The following is a 21,243-nucleotide window of genomic DNA, read 5'->3' on the forward strand; positions in this document are numbered from 1 at the left end:
GCACCGATCCCGATGTCGCGCGCGACGTCGCCGCGTGGCTGTCGAAGCTGAACGACGCGCAGCGCGCGGCGGTCGAGCACGGCAGCGACCGCGCGGCCGGCGCGGCGGGGCTGCCGGGGCCGCTGCTGGTGATCGCCGGCGCGGGCTCGGGCAAGACCAGCACGCTCGCGCACCGCGTTGCGCATCTGGTGCTGAACGGCGCCGACCCGCACCGGATCCTGCTGCTCACGTTTTCGCGCCGCGCCGCGCAGGAGATGACGCGCCGCGTCGCGCGGATCGCGTCCGGCGTGCCGCGCGCGGCGGCCGCGCTCGCGCACGGCCTCACATGGGCGGGTACGTTCCACGGCGTCGGCGCGCGGCTGCTGCGCGAGTACGCGGACCGGATCGGCCTCGCGCCCGGCTTCACGATCAACGACCGCGAAGATTCGGCCGACCTGATGAACCTCGTGCGGCACGAACTCGGGCTGTCCGCGAAGGAAAAACGCTTTCCGTCGAAATCGACGTGTCTCGCGATCTATTCGCGCGTCGTGAACACCGGCGAGCCGCTCGCGGACGTGCTCGCGCGCGCGTTCTCGTGGTGCGCCGAATGGGAGCCGCAACTGCGCGCGCTGTTCGCCGCCTACGTGGACGCGAAGCAGAAGCAGGACGTGCTCGACTACGACGACCTGCTGCTGTACTGGTCGCACATGGCGGCCGAGCCGTCGCTCGCGGCCGATCTGTCGGGCCGCTTCGACCACGTGCTCGTCGACGAATACCAGGACACGAACCGGCTGCAGGCGTCGATCCTGCTCGCGCTGAAGCCGGACGGGCGCGGCCTGACGGTCGTCGGCGACGACGCGCAGGCGATCTACTCGTTTCGCGGCGCGACCGTGCGCAACATCCTCGACTTTCCCGCGCAGTTCGATCCGCCCGCGCGCCAGGTCACGCTGGAACGCAACTACCGCTCGACGCAGCCGATCCTCGCGGCGTCGAACGCGGTGATCGACGCGGCAACCGAGCGTTTCACGAAGAACCTGTGGAGCGACCGCGCGTCCGCGCAGCGGCCGCGCCTCGTGACCGTCGCGGACGAGGCGCAGCAGGCGCGCTACGTCGTCGAGCAGGTGCTCGAAGCGCGCGAGGCCGGAATGAAGCTGAAGAACCAGGCGGTGCTGTTTCGCGCCGCGCACCACAGCGCGGCGCTCGAAATCGAACTGGCGCGGCGCAACATCCCGTACGTGAAGTTCGGCGGGCTGCGGTTTCTGGACGCCGTCCACGTGAAGGACGTGCTCGCGGTGCTGCGCTGGGCCGAGAATCCGCTCGACCGCGTCGCGGGTTTTCGGGTCGCGCAACTGCTGCCGGGCGTCGGCCCCGCCAATGCGGCGCGCCTGCTCGACCAGGTCGCCGCGTGCAGCGGCGCGTACCGGACCGCCGACGCGCTCGCCGCGTTCGCGCCGCCGCCGCGCGCGGCCGAGGACTGGCCCGCGTTCGTCGCGCTGATGGACGCCGTCTGCGGCCGCCGCACGCCGTGGCCCGGCGAATTCGAACGGGTGCGCCGCTGGTACGAGCCGCATCTGGAGCGCAACCACGAGGACGCCGCCGCGCGCCACGCGGACCTCGTGCAGATGGAGAGCATCGCGTGCACGTATCCGTCGCGCGAGCGGTTCCTGACCGAACTGACGCTCGATCCGCCGGACGCGACCAGCGACGAATCCGGCGTGCCGCTGCTCGACGAGGACTACCTGATCCTGTCGACGATCCATTCGGCGAAGGGGCAGGAGTGGCGCAACGTGTTCGTGCTGAACGGCGTCGACGGCTGCATTCCGTCGGATCTCGGCACCGGCAGCGACGACGAGATCGACGAGGAGCGGCGTCTGCTGTACGTCGCGATGACGCGTGCGAAGGAAGAGCTGCACATCGTCGTGCCGCAGCGTTTCTACGTGTACAACCAGACCGCGTCTGGCGACCGCCACGTGTGGGCGTCGCGCACGCGCTTCATTCCGGCGCCGATCCTGCCGCTGTTCGAGTCGCGCGCGTGGCCGCCCGCGCCGGTCGTCGCCGCGCCGACCGCGGCGGGACTCGCGGCGGCCGCGCAGGCGAAGATCGAGATCGGCGCGAAGCTCAGGAAGATGTGGGATTGAGCCGGCGGGAGCCGGCTGCGGGACGTTCTTTTTTCGTTTTTTCGCTGCCGGCGCGCCGCCGCCGCCGGCCCCGCGTCAGCGCGACTGGCGCTGCGGCACGTTGCGCGCCGGCGGCGAGAAGAAGTTGCGCAGCCACGACGCGAGCCGCGTGAACATGTCGTCCGGCTCCTCGACGAAGATTTCCGGCTTCAGGAGGCGCATGTACTCCATGATCTGTTGCGCTTCCTGCTTCTGGAACGCGCCGTGCGTGATCGCGAGCCGCAGCAGCCCGCGCAGCTCGCCGAGCCGTTCGCGCGCGACGCTGCCGGTGCTCGATTCGCACGCGAGCTTCGCCTCGTAGATCCGCTGGCGCAGCGACTCCGACAGCCGCCACGCGGGCGTCTGCATCTGCTCTTCGAGCGCCTGGATGTCTTGCGCGGCCGACTTGATCTGCGACGCGAGCGGATCGATCAGCGATTCGTCGGCCTGCGCCTCGTTGACGATCGCGGTTGCCCAGTCGCGGCACTGCTTCGCGAGTTCGTCCGGCGTCCACTCGGGGCGCGACGCGAAACCGAATCCGAACTGCGCGGCCTGACGCATCAGGATGGCGACCACATCGGGGAATTCCTTGTCGAGCGTGCGCTTCGCCCACGCGTACTGGCCGCCCTGCAACATGCGCTGCACCGCGTTCTCGGTGAGCGGCACCATGTTGTCGAGCAGCTTCGCGCGCAGGAAGTCCTCGAACGAAGGCGTCGCGAAGTGCGGATCGAGCTTCAGCGACACGCGCAGGAACGCGTCGAAGTCCTTGCGCAGCGACGAGATCGTTTCGTCCGTCAGTTTGAGGGTGATGTTCCCCATGTTGTTGCCCCGTGTGGTCGTTGCCGCCGGCTGGCTTGCAGACTGCGGCGAGCCCGGCGGGCGACGCCGGGCGATGCGGCAGGCGCCGCATGACCGCGCGGCCGTCGACGAGCGACGGACGGCGCGGCCGAACGGGCCTCAACGGGTTTAACGGCGGGGGGGAGCGAAACTTGAGCGTTGGGGTTAGGGGCGTTGCTCGGGTGTTCCGGCGGCATGTTTTTTGGGCAGCGGTGACGAGGTGGCGGTGGAATTCGCCGGCCGTCCCGGCCTCGCCCTCGCTCTCGCCCTACCGCAGCACGACGCCCTGCCAGACGAAGAACACCGCCAGCCCGACCGCGATCGTCAGCAGCGGCCGCTTCGTGATCGCGCTGACGGCGATCGCCGCGAGCGCGCCGACGAGTTGCGGGTTGCGCCAGCTCAGTTCCGCGCCGTGACCGTGCGGCGACACCGCCATCGGCACGATGATCGCGGTCAGCACGGTGACCGGCACGAAACCGAGCGCGGTGCGCACGAGCGGCGGAAATACGAGCCGCTCGCCGAGTACGAATACCGCGGTGCGGATCAGCCACGTGATCGCAGCCATCCCGGCGATCAGCAACACGTAGTTCATCGGCGTGCCTCCGTCGCCGGAACGCGCGCGCCGCGCGGCAACGACAGCGCGACGCCGACCGCGACGCCCGCGAGCACCGCGCCGAGCAGCCCCAGTTTGTACGGCCAGTCCTGCCAGAAGAACGCGAGCGCGCCGGCGGTCACGGCCGCCGCGAGGTAGCGCAGCGCGACGAGCTGCGGCACGACGATCGCGATGAACGTCGCGACCATCGCGAAGTCGAGGCCGAGCGACTGGAGCCCCGGGAACGCCGCGCCGAACAGCAGGCCGACGACGGTCCAGAGCTGCCAGTTCACGTACATCGCGACGCCGGAGCCGAGGAAGTGATATGGCGAGACGTCGTCGCCGGGCGGACGGCGGCGGAAATGCGCCCACGCGACCGCGAACACCTCGTCGGTGAGCAGCCCGCCGAGCACGAGCCGCCAGCGCAGCGGCAGGTGCGACACGTACGGCGCGAGCGTCGCGCTGTACAGCACGTGGCGCAGGTTCACGATCAGCGTCGTCGCCCAGACGACCGCGAAGCTCGCATTCGATGCGATCAGCCCGAGCGCGATGAATTGCGCGGAGCCGGCGAACACGGCGAGCGACATCATCTGGCCGTGCCACGGCGACAGCGGGCCGGACGCGACGAGCGTGCCGAAGATCACGCCGAACGGGGCGGCGCCGACCATCATCGGGATCGTGTCGCGGGCGCCGGCGACGAATTCCTGGAAACGGGCGGGATGCGGGGTCAAGCTGTCCTCCTGATGCGGGATCGCAGCTTAGCGGGTTGCGCGGCGGGTGGCTTGTACGTTCTTGCGGGTGGGCGGGTGCCTGACGGGAGGGGGCAGGTTGGCGTGGCGGCCGGCATGCGGTTGTGACGCGATGGCCGAAGGCGGTGATCGCGGACTTACGCTGCGGCGAACGGCGAACGGCGAACGGCGAACGGCGAACGGCGAACGCGTTGCCGGGCCATATCAACGCCCGACACTGCAACGCTTCCCGCGCATCACGACGACTGCCAGCGCCCCGGCGGCACGCCGAACACCCGCCTGAAGTGCCGCGTGAAATGGCTCTGATCCGTGAAACCGGTCGCGGCCGCGACGTCCGCGACCAATGCCCCCGCGCGCAGCGGTCCGAGCGCGCGTTGCAGCCGGACCTGCGTGCGCCATGCGTGCGGCGGCAGGCCGGTCGCCTGCGTGAACAGCCGCGTCGCGTGGAACGGCGACAGTCCGACCGCATCCGCGAGATCGGCGACGCGCATCGGCGCGGTCATGTCGGTCGCGAGCCGCTCTTTCATCGTCTCGACGCGCGGATCGTTCGCAATCGGCCGCAGCGGTTCGGGGCGCGTGCGCGCGTAACGGACCAGCAGGGTCGACAACGCATCGAGCAGCGCCCCTTCGACGGCCAGCGAATCCATGCCGGCTTCGTCGGCCGCGATCCCGCGAAAACCGCCGCGCTGATCCGCATCCGCTTCCAGCAGCCGATGCGCGCGCGACAGCCGGTGCGCGAGATCGAGGTCGCGGATCACGTCCGCGCCGAACCACGGCAGCGGTTGCGCGCGGCCGGCGACATCCGCCGCGAGGCCGTGCATGAACTCGATCGGCGCGTACATCACGCGATAACGCCAGCCTTCGTCGACCGCGCGCGACCCGGTGTGCAATTCGCCGGGGTTGATGACCGGCACGCTGCCGGCCTCCGCGACGTATTCGCTGCCGAGATAACGAAAGCTCTCCGCGCCGTCCTCGATCACCGGAATCGTGTACGCGTCGTGCCAGTGCGGCGTGAACGCGTGGTCGTGATACTCGGCGGTGAGCAGGTCCGCGCCGGGCAGCAACGGCGTGCGCCAGTAGCGGGCGGAATCGCGGAATCGGGTGGCGGTCATGATCGGAGCGCGGTGCAGGGCGTCAGTGTAGCGCGCTCGCGCGGCCACAACGGGGGGGCTTACTTGAGCGGAATCGTCGTGCCGGACGGCATCGCCACGGCGGTCACGCTGTTCTTCGCGCTGCCGCTTGCGATCCGGTCGCTGTACGTCAGATAGACGAGCGCGTTGCGCTTCGCATCGACGACGCGCACCACGTGCAGCGTCTTGAAGACGAACGACATGCGTTCGGTGAACACGTCCGACTGCTGCTTCAGCGGGCCGGAGAAGCGGATGTCGCCGACCTGCCGGCACGCGATCGACGCCTCGGTCGGGTCTTCCGCGAGCCCGAGCGTGCCCTTGACGCCGCCCGTCCGCGCGCGCGACACATAGCAGGTGACGCCCTGGACCTGCGGATCGTCGTATGCCTCGACGACCACGCGATCGGAGCCGGTGAAGCGGAAGTTCGTGTTGACGCTGCCGATTTCCTCCGCGTGCGCGGCGGCGAACGGAACCAGGCACGCGGCGAATGCGGACGCGCATGCGCGGGACGGCGAAAGGCGGCGGACGGTGTTCATGCGGATTCCCGTAAATGACGAAGCGCCATTATCCGGCAGCGCGGCTGCTTTGCCGCGGACAGGCGAGGAGGTATCGGGCGAAGCCGTGACGCGGCTCGCGAAACGCGCGTCAAAAAGAACGACGCGCAGGCCATGGCACAAAAGGAATGACGCAAAGAAAAAAGGGATTGCGCCTATGCGCAATCCCTTCGATATCTTGGCTCCCCGACCTGGGCTCGAACCAGGGACCTACGGATTAACAGTCCGGCGCTCTACCGACTGAGCTATCGGGGAACAGCAGTACAACCTTTCACTACATAAAAAAGCCCGTTGTGGTTAACGGGCTTTTGCATATCGTTGCCAGTATTTTGGCTCCCCGACCTGGGCTCGAACCAGGGACCTACGGATTAACAGTCCGGCGCTCTACCGACTGAGCTATCGGGGATCAACAAAAGCAGAGAAGCGAGATTCTATGAGGTGCGCGGCAGTCTGTCAATAGCTCGCGCACTGCCGTTCGCGGGACGGGCCGGCGCTCAGCGTTCGAGCAGCGACAGCTTGTCCTTCACGTCCTTGAACTCGTCGGCCTCGGGCAGCGGCGACTTCGTCTTCGTGATGCTGGGCCAGTTCTTCGCGAGGTCGGCGTTCAGTTCGATGAACTGCTGCTGGTCGCCCGGCACGTCCTCTTCGGCATAAATCGCGTTCACCGGACATTCGGCGACGCACACGGCGCAGTCGATGCATTCGTCCGGATCGATCGCGAGGAAGTTGGGACCTTCGCGAAAGCAGTCCACCGGGCACACATCGACACAGTCGGTATAGCGGCACTTGATGCAGCTTTCGGTCACAACGTGAGTCATTCAGGCAACTCCTGCATGCGGTATCGTGGGATGGCGATTATCGTGGGTTGGCGATCCGCCGAAACCGGTATTGTAACGTAACGCGAAAACTCCCATCGAGCGGCCCGCGGGCGCGCTTAGATCGTTTCGTGATTAGTTTATGGGCCTGGTTTATCGGCGGCGTGCTTGTCCCTGCCGCTTGCGGGGTCGGGTGCGTAGCGCGGTGGGCGCGCACGCATTCGGGTAACATGGGCGCACCCGACGCGCACGCGGTCCATCGACGGGAACGATGCGCGCGCTGTCCGTCCGCAGTCCGGCTGGCTCATCATGATCATTACTTCGCTGCTCGATACCGATCTGTACAAATTCACGATGATGCAGGTGGTACTGCATCATTTCCCCGCCGCCAGCGTCGAGTACCGGTTCCGCTGCCGCACGCCGAACGTCGATCTCGTGCCGTACGTGGACGAGATCCGCGACGAGATCCGCAAGCTGTGCAAGCTGCGTTTCACCGAAGACGAACTCGACTACCTGCGCCTGCTGCGCTTCATGAAGAGCGACTTCATCGACTTCCTCGCGCTCTTCCAGCTCAACGAAAAGTACATCTCCGTCACGCCGTCGCCGAAGGGCAACGGCGAGATCGACATCGAGATCGTCGGGCCGTGGCTGCACACGATCCTGTTCGAGATCCCGGTGCTCGCGATCGTCAACGAGGTGTACTTCCGCAACACCCAGCAGCATCCGCACTACGCGGAAGGCCGCGAGCGGCTGCGCACGAAGATCGAGCTGCTCGGCGCGAAACCCGAGTTCGCGGACTGCAAGATCGCCGACTACGGCACGCGCCGGCGCTTCTCGAAGCGCTGGCACGAAGAGGTGATCCTCACGCTGAAGGACGATCTCGGCGAGCAGTTCGCCGGCACGAGCAACGTCTATTACGCGATGAAGCACGGTCTGACGCCGCTCGGCACGATGGCGCACGAGTATCTGCAGGCGTGTCAGGCGCTGGGACCCAGGCTGCGCGACTCGCAGATCTACGGCTTCGAGATGTGGGCGAAGGAATATCGCGGCGACCTCGGCATCGCGCTGTCCGACGTGTACGGAATGCAGGCGTTCCTGCGCGACTTCGACATGTACTTCTGCAAGCTGTTCGACGGCGCGCGCCACGATTCCGGCGATCCGTTCGACTGGGGCGAGCGTCTCTTGAAGCACTACGAGGAGAACCGCTGCGACCCGCGCACGAAGACGATGATCTTCTCGGACGCGCTCGACATCCCGAAGGTGCTGCGCCTGTACGAGCGTTTTCGCGGCCGCTGCAAACTCGCGTTCGGCGTCGGCACGAACCTCACGAACGACCTCGGCTACCAGCCGTTGCAGATCGTCATCAAGATGGTCCGCTGCAACGGCCAGCCGGTCGCGAAGCTGTCCGACTCGCCGGGCAAGAACATGTGCGACGACAGGGCGTATCTCGCGTATCTGCGCCAGGTGTTCGGCATCGAGCAGCCGGTGGAAGAGGAGTTCGCCGGCAAGTAGCGGCGGCACGCCCCACCCGCGGACCGCGAAAGGCGCGCCGGTATAATCGGCGCGACCTGCTTTTCTTCTTCGACCCGCAACCGATACGACACGAGGATCGCCATGGACACGACGGCCGCCCGCCGCAGCATACTCGCGCGCATCCGCGCCGCGCAGGGCCGCGATGCGACGCCCGCCGCGCACGAGCGGGAAGCCGTGGCGGAGTATCTCGCGCGTCATCCGCAGGGGCCGCGTCCCACGTTGCCCGACGACCTCGTCGCGCGTTTCGTCGAGCAGGCGCAGAAGATGTCGACGACCGTCGATCAGGTCGAAGGCCTCGCGGCGGCGCCGGCCGCGGTGCAGCGTTATCTCGCGTCGCATGGCCTGCCGCTGCGCGCGATCGCGTGGCAGACGCTCGCGTCGCTCGACTGGTCCGCGGAAAACCTCGCAGTCGAATTCCGCAAGCCCGAGAACGACGACCTCGTCGGCATTACCGGTTGTTTTTGCGCGACCGCCGAGACCGGTTCGCTCGCGCTGCTGTCCGGCCCCGACACGTGGGCGTCCGCGGGCCTGCTGCCCGAGACGCACATCGCGATCGTGCCTGCGTCGCGCATCGTCGCCGGCCACGAGGACGCGTTCGCGTTGATTCGCGCCGAACGCGGCGAGTTGCCCCGCGCGATCAATTTCGTGTCCGGGCCATCGCGCACCGGCGACATCGAACAGACCATCATCCTCGGCGCGCACGGTCCGTATCGCGTGCATGCGATCGTCGTGCATGGCGCGTGAGCCTCGTCTGAACCCGGTTCGCCGCCGCGTTTCCTTCGTTGTTTCCGGACGGCCGGCGAAGAGCGCCGGCATCGCACGCTTCGGCTTGCCGCTTGCCGTCGTCTTTGCGTTGTGGCCTTCGCTCGCGTCGGCAGGGGCGTTCGACGGCGCCGCGTTATCCGCGTGGTGGGGATTGCCGTTCGCCGGCATGCTGCTGTCGATCGCATTTTTTCCGATGCTTGCGCCGGCGTTCTGGCATCGGCATTTCGGCGCGGTTTCCGCCGGCTGGGCGCTCGCATTCCTGCTGCCGTTCGCGGAACTGCACGGCCTGGGCGTCGCGTTCGCGATGTTCGTGCACGCGCTCGTCGACGAATACGTGCCGTTCATCGTGCTGCTCGGCACGCTCTATACGGTCGCAGGCGGCATCCACGTGTACGGCAACCTGCACGGCTCGCCGCGCACGAACACCGCGATCCTCGCGCTCGGCACGCTGCTCGCGAGCGTGATGGGCACGACCGGCGCGTCGATGCTGCTGATCCGGCCGCTGCTGCGCGCGAACGACAACCGCCGCCACAACGTGCACGTCGTCGTGTTTTTCATCTTCCTCGTCGCGAATGCGGGCGGCCTGCTGACGCCGCTCGGCGATCCGCCGTTGTTCCTCGGCTTCCTGAACGGCGTCGGTTTCTTCTGGACCGCGCAGCATCTCGCGCTGCCGATGCTGTTCGTCTGCGGCGTGCTGCTCGCGATGTTCTACGCGCTCGACGCGCATTATTATCGGCGTGCGAACGAAGCGCGTCGTCCGTTCCTCGATCCGACGCCGGACAGCGGGCAGCTCGGCGTGTCGGGCAAGCTGAACGTCGTGCTGCTCGCCGGCGTGATCGGCCTCGTGCTGATGAGCGGGCTGTGGAAACCGGGCATCGAATTTCCGGTGTTCGGCGCGCACGTCGCGTTGCAGAACGCGGTGCGCGACGCGGGGCTCGTCGCGCTTGCGGTGATCTCGCTCGTGTTCACGCCGCGTTCCGCGCGCAAGGGCAACGACTTCTCGTGGGCGCCGATCGTCGAGGTCGCGAAGCTGTTCGCCGGCATCTTCACGACGATCACGCCGGTCATCGTGATGCTGCGCGCGGGCGAGGCCGGCGCGTTCGCGGGCCTCGTGCAGCTGGTGAACGACGCGCCGGGCCGGCCGAACGATGCGATGTACTTCTGGGCGACGGGCCTGCTGTCGTCGTTCCTCGACAACGCGCCGACGTACCTCGTCTTTTTCAACCTCGCGGGCGGCGACGCGCAAACGCTGATGACCGACGGCGCGAAAACGCTCGCGGCGATTTCGGCGGGCGCGGTGCTGATGGGCGCGAACACCTACATCGGCAATGCGCCGAACTTCATGGTGAAGGCGATCGCGGAGTCGCGCGGGGTTCGCATGCCGGGTTTCTTCGGCTATCTTGGCTGGTCGGGCGCGCTGCTGATTCCGGTGTTCGTCGTCGCGAGCTGGCTGTTCTTCGTATAAGCCGCGCCCGGCACATTCATTCGCGAACGCGCGGCCCGCGTTCGCAACCGCTCTGGAGAGTAACGATGCAAAAGATTCTGGTGGCGCGCCCGATCTTCCCGGACGTGATCGAGCGTCTGAAGCAGCATTTCGACGTGGACTGGAACAACGGCGACGCGCTGCCCGCCGACGAACTCGCGCGCCGGCTCGCGGACAAGGACGGCGCGCTGACGGCCGGCGACCCGATCGGCGCGGCGACGCTCGCGGCCGCGCCGCGTCTGCGCGTGGTGTCGAACATGGCGGTCGGCTACAACAACTTCGACATGGCCGCGTTCAACGCGGCAAACGTGCTCGGCACCAACACGCCGGACGTGCTGAACGAAACCACCGCCGACTTCGGCTGGGCGCTGATGATGGCCGCCGCGCGGCGCATCGCCGAATCCGGGCAATGGCTGCGCGCGGGCCGCTGGGAGAAGTGGTCGTTCGACAGCTTCCTCGGCGCGGACGTGCACGGCTCGACGCTCGGCGTGATCGGCATGGGACGCATCGGCCAGGCGCTCGCGCGCCGCGCGCGCGGCTTCAACATGCAGGTTGTCTATCACAACCGGTCGCGCGTCGCGCCGGCGATCGAGGCCGAACTGAACGCACAGTATCTGTCGAAGGAGGACCTGCTGCGGCGCGCGGACCACGTGGTGCTGGTGCTGCCGTACACCGCGGAAAACCACCACACGATCGGCGCGGCCGAACTCGCGCTGATGAAACCGACCGCGACGCTGACGAACATCGCGCGCGGCGGCATCGTTGACGACGCGGCGCTTGCCGCCGCGCTGCGCGAGCGCCGCATCGCGGCGGCCGGCCTCGACGTGTTCGAAGGCGAGCCGAAGGTCCATCCGGACCTGCTGACCGTGCCGAACGTCGTGCTGACGCCGCACATCGCGAGCGCGTCCGACGCGACCCGCCGCGCGATGGCGAACCTCGCGGCCGACAACCTGATCGCCGGCCTCGGCGTCGGGCCGCGCGCCGGGCGGCCGCCGAATCCGATCAACCCTGACGTCATCGGGAAAGCCCGTTCATGAGTCCGTTGCTGTTGATGTCCGCGGCGACGTTCGTCGTCGCGATCGCCCTCGTCGTCGCGCTGGTCGTGCTGATGCGCGTGCGCGGCGCGGAAGAGGATCACGCGGCCGCCGATGCGCTCGACGCGCTCGCGGACCGCGTCGCCACCGCGGCCGACACCCAGGCGCGCGGCACCGAGCGCGTCGAACGCGAGCTGCGCAACGAGATCGCGCGCACCGCGCAGTCGTCGCGCAGCGAGTTCGGCACCGGCTTTTCGCAGGTCCAGCAGGCGCTCGCCGCGCAGCTGACCAGCATCGCGACCGTGCAGAACAACCAGATCGACGGCTTCGCGCAGCAGCTCGTGAAGCTGACCGAGACCAACGCGCAGCAGCTCGAAGCGGTGCGCCACAGCCTTCAGCAACAGGCATTGCAGCAGCGCGACGAGCAGGGCGCGACGCTCAAGCGCTTCGGCGACACGCTCGCGCAGCAGTTGTCGCAACTGATCGAGGCGAACGACCGCCGCTTCGGCGAAGTGCGCGCGACGCTCGAACAGCGGCTGAAGGACATCGAGGCGAACAACGCGGCGAAGCTCGAAGAGATGCGCCGCACCGTCGACGAGAAGCTGCACGCGACGCTCGAACAGCGGCTCGGCGAGTCGTTCAAGCTCGTGTCGGACCGGCTCGAACAAGTGCATCGCGGACTCGGCGAGATGCAGACGCTCGCGGCCGGCGTCGGCGACCTGAAGAAGGTGCTGACGAACGTGAAGACGCGCGGCACGTGGGGCGAAGTGCAGCTGGAGGCGCTGCTCGAACAGATACTGACGCCGGACCAGTACGCGAAGAATGTCGCGACCGTGCCGAAGAGCAATGAGCGCGTCGAGTTCGCGATCCGGCTGCCGGGACGCACGGATAACGACAGCACCGCCGCGCCGGTATGGCTGCCGATCGACGCGAAGTTTCCGCGCGAGGACTACGAACGGCTGATCGACGCGCAGGAGCGCGCGGACCTGCCGGCGATCGACGAAGCGGGCCGCGCGCTGGAGGCGCGGGTGCGGGCCGAGGCGCGCACGATCGCGGAGAAGTATGTCGCGCCGCCGCACACGACCGACTTCGCGCTGCTGTTCCTGCCGACCGAGGGGCTGTATGCGGAGATCCTGCGGCGTCCGGGGCTGACCGACCTGCTGCAGCGCGACTACCGCGTGACGATCGCCGGCCCGACGACGCTGACCGCTTTGCTCAACAGTTTGCAGATGGGTTTCCGCACGCTCGCGATCGAGCGGCGGTCGAGCGAGGTGTGGCAGGTGCTCGGCGCGGTGAAGACCGAGTTCGGCAAGTTCGGCGACGTGCTCGCGAAGACGAAGTCGCAACTGGAGACGGTCACGCGCTCGATCGAGGCGGCCGAGGTGCGCACGCGCGCGATGAGCCGCAAGCTGCGCGACGTCGAGGCGTTGCCGGGCGAGGAGGCGAGCGGCCTGCTGGGCGATGCGCTGCCCAACGGCGGGGGCGACGAATAGCGCGGCGGCACGATCCGCGGGCAATAAAAACGGGGGCGTTCGATGAGGAACGCCCCCGTTTTTTATTGGCCCATCAGCCGGCGAATCAGCCGGCGTGATCTTCCGCCGGCGCGGCGAGTTGCGCCAGCGCATCGCCGGTCATCCGCACGACGCGCCAGTCCGGCAGCACCGTTGCGCCCATCTTCTCGTAGAAGCCGATCGCCGGCTGGTTCCAGTCGAGCACCGTCCATTCGAAGCGGCCGCAGCCGCGCTCGACCGCGAGCGCCGCGAGCCTGCGCAGCAGCGCGGTGCCGAGACCGCTGCCGCGTTGCGAAGGCTGCACGTACAGGTCTTCGAGATACAACCCGCGCCGGCCGAGGAACGTCGAAAAGTTATGGAAGAACAGCGCATAACCGACGAGCTTCCCGCCGTCCTCCGCGACCAGCGCCTCGGCTGACGGGCGCGCGCCGAACAGCGCGTCGCGCAGCCCGTCTTCGGTCGCGACGAACAGATGCGTGAGCTTCTCGAATTCCGCGAGTTCGTACATCAGCGCGAACATGCCGCCGATGTCGGCGGGCGTCGCGTTGCGGATCGTCGCGGCCATCAGGCCTCCTCCGGCACGTCGGACAGATGGATCTCGATGCCGCCGAAGCGCGATGCGACCCAGTTGTACGCGTGGCATGCAATCCACAGCAGGATGAAACCGAGGATCGCGTTCAGCAGCAGCGCGCTGAACACGGTGCTGAATTCGACCGAGCCGTAGCGGAAGAACGCGACCAGCACGCCGAGCAGCACGATCGGCACGCTGAATGTCAGGTACACGAGGATCAGCGCTTTCGCGGTCTGCCCCGGGGCGATGAACGAGATCTGTTTTTTCATGTGAGTCGGATCCGTAGGACGTGATGTTTGCACGTAGCGTTGGTCGTCGAGAGCGGGCCGGCGTCAGACCAGTCCGTCGAACAGCATGATGTCGACGGGGTCGCCGGCATCGAGATCGGTGGCGTCGTGCGCGAGCACGAGGAAGCAGTTCGCGGCGCTCATGGTACTGAGTGCGCCGGAGCTTTGCGAGCCGGTCGGCGCGACGCGCCACTGGCCGTTGTCGCCGCGCGCCGCGAGGCCGCGCTGGAATTCGGTGCGGCCCGCGCGCTTGCGCACCGGCGCGTCGCAGACGGCCGGGATCAGCGGCACCGGCTGCGCCTTCGCGCCGGCCATCGCGAGCAGGGCGGGGCGCACGATCTGGTAGAACGTGACCATCGTCGCGACCGGGTTGCCGGGGAGTCCGAACAGCAGCGCCGCGCGGCCTGCGCCCGGACGGCCGCCGGACCACACGCGCCCGAACGCGAGCGGCCGGCCGGGGCGCATCGCGAGGCTCCAGAACGCGACGTCGCCGAGCGACTGCAACTGTGCGCGCGTGAAGTCCGCTTCGCCGACCGACACGCCGCCGGACGTCAGCACGACGTCGGCGGTTTCGGCCGCGCCGCGCAGTGCCGCTTCGAGCGCAACCGGCTCGTCGCGCACGATGCCGAGGTCGATGGCGTCGACGTTCAGCCGGCGCAGCATCGCGCCGAGCGTGTAGCGGTTGCTGTCGTAGATCGCGCCGGGCGCGAGCGGCTCGCCGGGCGAGCGCAGCTCGTCGCCGGTCGAGAAGTACGCGACGCGCAGGCGTCGCCGCACCGCGACCTCGACGATGCCGAGCGACGCGAGCAGGCCGATGTCGGCCGCGCGCAGCATGCGGCCAGCGGCGAGCGCCGGGCGGCCGGCCGCGAGATCCTCGCCCTTGTGGCGGCGGTTCGCGCCGCGCGCGACCGCGTCGGCCGCGAACGACACCGCGTCGCCGGCGCGCTCGACGCGCTCCTGCGGGACTACCGTGTCGCAGCCGGCCGGCATCGGCGCGCCGGTCATGATGCGCACGCACGCATCCGGCGCGACGCCGCCGTCGAACGGATGACCGGCGAACGCCTTGCCCGACACGGTCAGCCGCAGCGCGCCGCCGGCGCCGGCCGACGCAAGCCGCGCGCCGTCGAACGCGTAACCGTCCATCGCGGCGTTGTCGTGCGCGGGCACGTCGATCGGCGATACGACGTCGTCCGCGAGCACGCGGTCGAGCGCGTCGCGCAGCGGCACCCGTTCGCTCGCGGCGAGCGGCGTCACCCACTGAAGCACGATGGCCTGGGCGGCGCTGACGGGTAAAGCCTGAGGGTCGAACTGGGCGACGCAGCCGTTGAGGTTGTTAAGCGTGGTCATTGATTGGAGAAGCGTCGCATCCGCACGGAAGGCGGTCGTCCTGATGGGGGTGCAATGCGAGCGACGGCTGGCGGGCCGGACGCGCTGTCAGGCACGGTCGAGGTCGGCGAGTTCCTGTAAGGAATTGATATTGTAAAACGCACGTCCATCGGCAAAGGCGACTTCGGCGGTCCTGTGGCGCGCGTACCACGCGCGGACCTTGCGTTCGCCCGCGCCGAGAAAGGCCGCGAGATCGGCGGCGAGCGACGTGCGCAGCAGCACGAACACCGGATGCAGCGACACCTCGCCGGACGCGTCCGGCGCGAGCACAGTCGCGATGTCGGCATGCTGTGCGACGGCTTCCGCGCCGAGTTTCGCGGCGAGGTCGGTGCGCAGGTACGGGGAGTCGCACGGCGCGGCGAGCAGCCATTCGGTGTTCGCCGCCTGAAGGCCCGCGAGCAGGCCGGCGAGCGGTCCCGGAAAGTCCGGCAGCGAGTCGGCGAGCACCGTCGCATGCCATCGCGCGCCGAGCGCCGCGTAGGCGTCGCGGTTGCGGTTCGCGCTGATCGCGAGCGCGCCGGTCTGCGGTGCGAGCCGCGCGAGCACGTGCGCGGCGAGCGGTTGTCCGTGCAGCTTCTGCAGGCCCTTGTCGACGCCGCCCATGCGCAGCCCGCGGCCGCCCGCGAGCACGAGGCCGGTGATCGACTGGATGGGGATCGTCATTGATGCAGTGGGACCTAGCCGCCGATGTACGACATCTCGACGCGGCGCTCGGCCGCCGACGGCGTCGTGGCCGCGCTGCCGCGCAACTGCGAGTAGCGGTCCGCGCGTCCTTCCCAGATTTGCGCGATCGCGGCGGAAATCCCTTCGTCGGTCGCGCCGTTGCGCACCAGCGCGCGCAGGTCGTAGCCCATCGACGCGAACAGGCACAGGTACAGCTTGCCTTCGGTCGACAGCCGCGCGCGCGTGCAGTTGCCGCAGAACGCGCGCGTCACGCTGGAGATCACGCCGATCTCGCCGGCGCCGTCCACGTACCCCCAACGCTGCGCGGTTTCGGCCGCGGTGTGCGCTTCGAGCGGCGCGAGCGGGTAGTGCGCGTCGATCCGCGCGACGACGTCGGCCGACGGCAGCACCTCGGTCATGTTCCAGCCGTTCGACGTGCCGACGTCCATGTACTCGATGAAGCGCAGCGTGACGCCCGAGTTCCGGAAGTGACGCGCCATCGGCACGATTTCCTGGTCGTTCGTGCCGCGCTTGACGACCATGTTGACCTTCAGCGGCGCGAGGCCGACGGCCTGCGCGGCCTCGATGCCGTCGAGCACGTCCGAGACCGCGAAGTCGGCGTCGTTCATCCGGCGGAACAGCGCGTCGTCGAGCGCGTCGAGGCTCACCGTCACGCGCGTGAGGCCGGCGTCCTTCAGTGCGCGCGCCTTGCGCGTCAGCAGCGAGCCGTTGGTGGTCAGCGTGAGGTCGAGCGGTTCGCCGTCCGGCGTGCGCAACGCGGCGAGACGCTCGATCAGGAATTCGATGTTCTTGCGCAGCAGCGGCTCGCCGCCGGTCAGGCGGATCTTGCCGACGCCCTGTGCGACGAAGAGTCGCGCCAGGCGCTCGATTTCTTCGAGCGTCAGCAGCGCGGCGTGCGGCAGGAACGGATAGTCCTTGTCGAACACCGCGCGCGGCATGCAGTACACGCAGCGAAAGTTGCAGCGGTCCGTGACCGAGATGCGCAGATCGCGCAACGGCCGCTCCAGCGCGTCGAGAACCAGGCGCTGCGGCTTGCGCACGCGAGCCGTCGTCGGGAGGGGCGGCAGCGAGCGGGCGTCGGTCAAGGGGATGATGCGTCGGGACATGATGATTCTGATCAATCGTTGGCCCTATTCTATCCGAACCCCCGATCGGGCACGGACAAGGGAGAACGCTGATATATCTGCGCAACGAAAAAAGCCCGCCTTGCGGGCGGGCTTTCGGGCAGCGTCGCCGGGCTTTTCACCCGGCGACGTTCGGACCGGGCCGTTACTGCTGCGGCTGACGGACCGTTTCGACCTGCTGCATCGGCGTCGAATCCGCCGGCGGCGGCGCCTTGCGTTCGCGCGGCGCATGCGCGGGTTTCACGACGCGGGCGGCGGCTTCCTGCGCGTCGCGCAGCTTGCTCTCGTCCGTGTTGACCCACACGAGACCCGCCGACTCCAGCATCGGGCGCAGCGTGTCAGCCGCCGGCGCAGTCGTGGCGGCCGGTTGTGCCGCCGGTTCTGCGGCCGCCGTTTCGACCGGTTGATACGCGGCGGCTTGAGCGACCGGCTCCGGCGCAGGCTGTGCGACCGGTTCGCTGACCGGCTGCGGTTCCGCTTGCGGCGCGGCGGCGGCTACTGCTGCTGCCGGTTCCGGCGTGGACGGCGCATCGACGCGATCCTCGCGGGCGACCGGCAGTTCGGCCGGATGTTCGTCGGCGACGACCACCGGAGCCGCTTCCGTTACGGACGGCGCAGCCGTTTCGACTGCCACCGGCGCTTCGACGGCGAGCGGCGCGGTGTCGACCGGAGCCGCCGGCGCTTCAGCCTTCGGCTCGACCTCGACCGGGGCCGGAGCGATGGTTTCGACCGGCGTTGCGATCACGGCGGCGGGCGCTTCGAACGTTGCCGCGGCGACCGGCAACGCGGTCACGACGACCGTTTCGCTGACCACCTGGGCGACGACTGCCTCGGCTGCTTCGACCGGCTGCTGCGCGGGCCGGGTTTCGATGGGCGCGGCGGTGGCTTCAGCCGGCGTTTCGACCGGCGCTTCGGCGGAGGCCGGCTCTTCGGTGCCGGTGCCGCCTTCGAGCACGTCGGCAGCCGACGTCACGGCGCCTTCACCATCGCGCTCGCGACGGCCGCCACGGCGGCCGCGACGGCGACGGCGGCGTTCCTCGCCGTCACGCGCGGCGGCTGCGTCGTCGCCGGTCGGCGGCAAGCCTTCCGCGACGTCGGTGGCCAGAGCCTCGGCGTTTTCCGGCGTCACGGCGTCGTTGCGGACGTCGAGCGCGTCGGCCGTTTCCGGCTGCTGGCGACGGCGTTCGCGACGCTCGCCGCGTTCCTGGCGCTCGGCGCGCGATGCGGCGGCTTCCGCCGACTCGACGCGCTCCTGGCCGCGTTCGACCCGCTCGATCCGCTGTTCGCGCGGCTCGCGGGCTTCACGATTGTCGCGGCCTTCGCGGGCCTCGCGCGGTTCGCGGTTGCCGCGCGGTTCACGCGGCTCACGACCTTCGCGGGTTTCGCGAGCCTCGCGCGGTTCACGGGCTTCACGCGGCTCGCGTTCGTCGCGGCGCTGCGACGGCTGGCCCTGGCGTGCGCCCGGTGCCGTTTCGCTGCGCGCGGCCGCGTCGCGGCCGTTGCCGCGGCGGTTGCGGTTGTTGCGATCGCCATTGCCGCCGCCGGTGCGCTCTCCGCGTTCGGCTCGCTCGCCGCGCGCTTCGCGCGCCGGGCGGGTCGCGGCCTTCTCGGGCTGCGCGGCCGGCGCCGGTGCGGGTTGCGGCGCCGGGCTGCCGCCGAACAGGTTCTTCAGCCAGCCGAAGAGGCCGCCGCTCGCGGCCGCCGGAGCGGCCACGGCCGGAGCCGGCGCGGCGGTCGCGGCGACCTCGACGGGCTTGACCGGTGCGCTCGGCGCCGGACGCTCGGGCGTGATGCCCTTGACCGCCGCTTCCTGCTTCGGCTTCGCGTCGGCGGCCGTGCGCTTGCTGTAGCCGGTTTCCGACTCCAGTTCGCGCGCGGCTTCCTCGGCCATCTTCCACGACGCGCGCGGATCGTCGAGGCGCGCATCGTCGTGACGCAGGCGTTCGAGCTTGTAGTGCGGCGTTTCGAGGTGCTTGTTCGGGATCAGCACCACGCCGACCTTGAAGCGCGACTCGATCTTGTTGATCTCCGAGCGCTTTTCGTTCAGTAGGAAGGCGGTCACCTCGACCGGCACCTGGCAGTGGATCGCCGCGGTGTTCTCCTTCATCGCCTCTTCCTGAATGATCCGCAGCACCTGCAGCGCGGACGATTCGGTGTCGCGGATGTGGCCGGTGCCGTTGCAGCGCGGGCACGTGACGTGGCTGCCCTCGGACAGCGCCGGACGCAGCCGCTGGCGCGACAGCTCCATCAGCCCGAAGCGCGAGATCTTGCCCATCTGCACGCGCGCGCGGTCGTGGCGCAGCGCGTCCTTCAGGCGCTGCTCGACTTCGCGCTGGCTCTTGGCCGACTCCATGTCGATGAAGTCGATCACGATCAGGCCGCCGAGGTCGCGCAGGCGCAGCTGGCGCGCGACTTCGTCGGCGGCTTCGAGATTCGTGCGCGCGGCGGTTTCCTCGATGTCGGCGCCCTTGGTCGCGCGCGCGGAGTTCACGTCGATCGCGACCAGCGCTTCCGTGTGGTCGATCACGATTGCGCCGCCCGACGGCAGCGGCACCGTGCGCGAGTACGCGGTCTCGATCTGGTGCTCGATCTGGAAGCGCGAGAAGAGCGGGACGTCGTCGTGGTAGCGCTTCACCTTGCTGACGTTGTCCGGCATCACGATGTCCATGAAGGCGCGCGCCTGGTCATGGATTTCGGTCGTGTCGATCAGGATTTCGCCGATGTCCGGCTGGAAATAGTCGCGGATCGCGCGGATCACGAGGCTCGATTCCAGATAGATCAGCATCGGCAGGCCGTTCTGCCCGCTCTGCGACGCGGCTTCGATCGCGCGCCACAGTTGCAGCAGGTAGTTCAGGTCCCACTGCAGTTCCTCGGCGCTGCGGCCGATGCCGGCCGTGCGGGCGATGATGCTCATGCCGTCGGGCAGTTGCAGCTGCGCCATCGTCTCGCGCAGTTCCTGGCGGTCGTCGCCCTCGATCCGGCGCGACACGCCGCCGCCGCGCGGATTGTTCGGCATCAGCACGAGGTAGCGGCCGGCGAGCGAGATGAACGTGGTCAGCGCCGCGCCCTTGTTGCCGCGCTCTTCCTTCTCGACCTGAACGATCAGTTCCTGGCCTTCCTTCAGCGCGTCCTGAATGCGCGCGGAGCGCATGTCGACGCCGTCACGGAAATACTGGCGGGCGACTTCCTTGAACGGCAGGAAGCCGTGGCGGTCCTCGCCGTAGTTGACGAAACACGCTTCGAGCGACGGCTCGATGCGGGTGACGATGCCCTTGTAAATATTGCCTTTGCGCTGCTCGCGCCCGGCGGTTTCGATGTCGATGTCGATCAGCTTCTGACCGTCGACGATGGCGACGCGCAATTCTTCCTGCTGCGTCGCATTGAACAGCATGCGTTTCATTGAACGGCTCCAGAGCGGCTTCGCGTGCTGCCCGCGCCGCGCGGACGGACCGCGGGCAAGTCGGGCAGCGGCGTACCGCGCCTTGTTGTGTTGTCACAAGCACGCTGGAGCAGGAACGATGGCGGGGAGAATTGCCTTCAGGGCGCCCGGTCCAGGTAATCCGACCATGGACGGGTCGCAGGGCACATGCGAAATACGGCTTCAGCGAGCGGCGCGACATGCCGCGGGAACGCGGGGCCTGGCCTTCCTGCATCTTCGATCCGCCTGCGGGCCGCGCGGCCGGGGCCACGGGCAGATCGCAGACGGCAGCGCCTTTATGCGCGCTGCCGGCGGAATCGAGACTCGCGGCCTGGCCGCGCACGGGAAGCTGTCAGTACGCCCGTCTTCCCCCTCGGGTGTCTCGCCACACTTTGACGTCGCCCCATACCCGCACGATGCTGCGGGACGTTTCGGGCGCTCGCCGTATTTTCGCCACCGGCGCGTTCCGGAACGGTCGCCTCGACCGCCCGGCGGAACTCGCCAGATTAAATTCTTTATACCAACCTTCCGTTACCGTCGAAGCCTGTGCCGACCGAACGTGCCTGTGGGCGCCGTCCCTGCCGGATAAGGGCTCCGTGCGTGCAACTCGTTGCTTCTCGTGATGCGGGGTGAGC

General features: G+C 68.7%; 17 protein-coding genes, 2 tRNA genes and 1 pseudogene. 6 read left to right on the forward strand and 14 right to left on the reverse strand.

Annotated elements, in window-relative coordinates:
* The first annotated feature begins 38 nt into the window (after positions 1-38).
* Entirely contained in the window at positions 39-2,117 is a 2,079-nt protein-coding gene (locus BLV92_RS06060; protein WP_244283814.1) for an ATP-dependent helicase, read from the forward strand.
* Positions 2,118-2,192: 75 nt separating this feature from the next.
* Here the strand turns inward: BLV92_RS06060 and BLV92_RS06065 are convergent, their stop codons facing one another.
* The 8 genes from BLV92_RS06065 to fdxA all read right to left on the reverse strand — a co-directional run bounded on the left by BLV92_RS06065 (position 2,193) and on the right by fdxA (position 6,815).
* Positions 2,193-2,954 (reverse strand): DUF4088 family protein, encoded by a 762-nt coding sequence (locus BLV92_RS06065; RefSeq protein ID WP_090543159.1) that lies wholly within the window; start codon positions 2,952-2,954, stop codon positions 2,193-2,195.
* Positions 2,955-3,240: 286 nt separating this feature from the next.
* Positions 3,241-3,564, reverse strand: a complete 324-nt coding sequence (locus BLV92_RS06070) for an AzlD domain-containing protein (protein WP_090543163.1) — start codon at positions 3,562-3,564, stop codon at positions 3,241-3,243.
* Positions 3,561-4,235, reverse strand: a complete 675-nt coding sequence (locus tag BLV92_RS06075) for an AzlC family ABC transporter permease (RefSeq protein WP_090546865.1) — start codon at positions 4,233-4,235, stop codon at positions 3,561-3,563. The genes BLV92_RS06070 and BLV92_RS06075 overlap by 4 nt, the downstream gene beginning before the upstream one ends.
* A 314-nt stretch (positions 4,236-4,549) precedes the next feature.
* On the reverse strand, positions 4,550-5,425 hold the full coding sequence (locus tag BLV92_RS06080; protein WP_090543165.1) for an AraC family transcriptional regulator: 876 nt from the start codon (positions 5,423-5,425) through the stop codon (positions 4,550-4,552).
* A 59-nt stretch (positions 5,426-5,484) separates the two neighbouring features.
* Positions 5,485-5,979 carry a CreA family protein gene (locus BLV92_RS06085; protein WP_090543167.1) on the reverse strand — a complete coding sequence of 165 codons (495 nt, stop codon included), beginning with the start codon at positions 5,977-5,979 and terminating at the stop codon, positions 5,485-5,487.
* 197 nt (positions 5,980-6,176) lie between these two features.
* Positions 6,177-6,252, reverse strand: a tRNA-Asn gene (locus BLV92_RS06090).
* A 75-nt stretch (positions 6,253-6,327) separates the two neighbouring features.
* Positions 6,328-6,403, reverse strand: a tRNA-Asn gene (locus BLV92_RS06095).
* A gap of 88 nt (positions 6,404-6,491) precedes the next feature.
* A complete protein-coding gene (fdxA, locus tag BLV92_RS06100) occupies positions 6,492-6,815 on the reverse strand; it encodes a ferredoxin FdxA (protein ID WP_090543169.1) in 324 nt (107 codons plus the stop codon).
* A 306-nt stretch (positions 6,816-7,121) separates the two neighbouring features.
* Here fdxA and pncB point away from each other — a divergent pair, with 306 nt between their 5' ends.
* The 5 genes from pncB to BLV92_RS06125 all read left to right on the forward strand — a co-directional run bounded on the left by pncB (position 7,122) and on the right by BLV92_RS06125 (position 13,120).
* Complete coding sequence (gene pncB, locus BLV92_RS06105) at positions 7,122-8,324, forward strand: nicotinate phosphoribosyltransferase (RefSeq protein ID WP_090543171.1); 1,203 nt, start codon at positions 7,122-7,124, stop codon at positions 8,322-8,324.
* Between the two features lie 102 nt (positions 8,325-8,426).
* Positions 8,427-9,089 carry a LutC/YkgG family protein gene (locus BLV92_RS06110; protein WP_090543173.1) on the forward strand — a complete coding sequence of 221 codons (663 nt, stop codon included), beginning with the start codon at positions 8,427-8,429 and terminating at the stop codon, positions 9,087-9,089.
* Between the two features lie 85 nt (positions 9,090-9,174).
* Positions 9,175-10,575: a sodium:proton antiporter gene (locus tag BLV92_RS06115; protein WP_244283753.1), complete on the forward strand. Its 1,401-nt coding sequence runs from the start codon at positions 9,175-9,177 to the stop codon at positions 10,573-10,575.
* 65 nt (positions 10,576-10,640) lie between these two features.
* Positions 10,641-11,630 (forward strand): 2-hydroxyacid dehydrogenase, encoded by a 990-nt coding sequence (locus tag BLV92_RS06120; RefSeq protein ID WP_090543177.1) that lies wholly within the window; start codon positions 10,641-10,643, stop codon positions 11,628-11,630.
* Positions 11,627-13,120, forward strand: a complete 1,494-nt coding sequence (locus BLV92_RS06125; RefSeq protein WP_090543179.1) for a DNA recombination protein RmuC — start codon at positions 11,627-11,629, stop codon at positions 13,118-13,120. The genes BLV92_RS06120 and BLV92_RS06125 overlap by 4 nt, the downstream gene beginning before the upstream one ends.
* A gap of 85 nt (positions 13,121-13,205) precedes the next feature.
* Here the strand turns inward: BLV92_RS06125 and BLV92_RS06130 are convergent, their stop codons facing one another.
* The 6 genes and pseudogenes from BLV92_RS06130 to BLV92_RS06155 form a co-directional block, all read right to left on the reverse strand.
* Entirely contained in the window at positions 13,206-13,703 is a 498-nt protein-coding gene (locus BLV92_RS06130) for a GNAT family N-acetyltransferase (protein WP_090543181.1), read from the reverse strand.
* Positions 13,703-13,978, reverse strand: a complete 276-nt coding sequence (locus BLV92_RS06135) for a hypothetical protein (RefSeq protein ID WP_090543182.1) — start codon at positions 13,976-13,978, stop codon at positions 13,703-13,705. Before BLV92_RS06135 ends, BLV92_RS06130 begins: the two co-directional genes overlap by 1 nt.
* 63 nt (positions 13,979-14,041) lie before the next feature.
* Positions 14,042-15,343, reverse strand: coding sequence for a molybdopterin molybdotransferase MoeA (gene moeA, locus BLV92_RS06140; RefSeq protein WP_090543184.1), 1,302 nt, complete (start codon positions 15,341-15,343; stop codon positions 14,042-14,044).
* An 87-nt stretch (positions 15,344-15,430) separates the two neighbouring features.
* Positions 15,431-16,045: a molybdenum cofactor guanylyltransferase MobA gene (mobA, locus tag BLV92_RS06145; protein ID WP_090543186.1), complete on the reverse strand. Its 615-nt coding sequence runs from the start codon at positions 16,043-16,045 to the stop codon at positions 15,431-15,433.
* A gap of 14 nt (positions 16,046-16,059) precedes the next feature.
* Positions 16,060-17,073, reverse strand: a pseudogene (gene moaA, locus BLV92_RS06150) (GTP 3',8-cyclase MoaA); the annotation flags it as partial.
* A 262-nt stretch (positions 17,074-17,335) separates the two neighbouring features.
* The gene (locus tag BLV92_RS06155) at positions 17,336-20,590 is read right to left on the reverse strand and encodes an Rne/Rng family ribonuclease (protein ID WP_090543190.1); all 3,255 of its coding nucleotides are present in this window, start codon (positions 20,588-20,590) and stop codon (positions 17,336-17,338) included.
* Positions 20,591-21,243: the final 653 nt, after the last annotated feature.

The sequence above is a fragment of the Paraburkholderia caballeronis genome (assembly GCF_900104845.1).
Taxonomy (GTDB): domain Bacteria; phylum Pseudomonadota; class Gammaproteobacteria; order Burkholderiales; family Burkholderiaceae; genus Paraburkholderia; species Paraburkholderia caballeronis.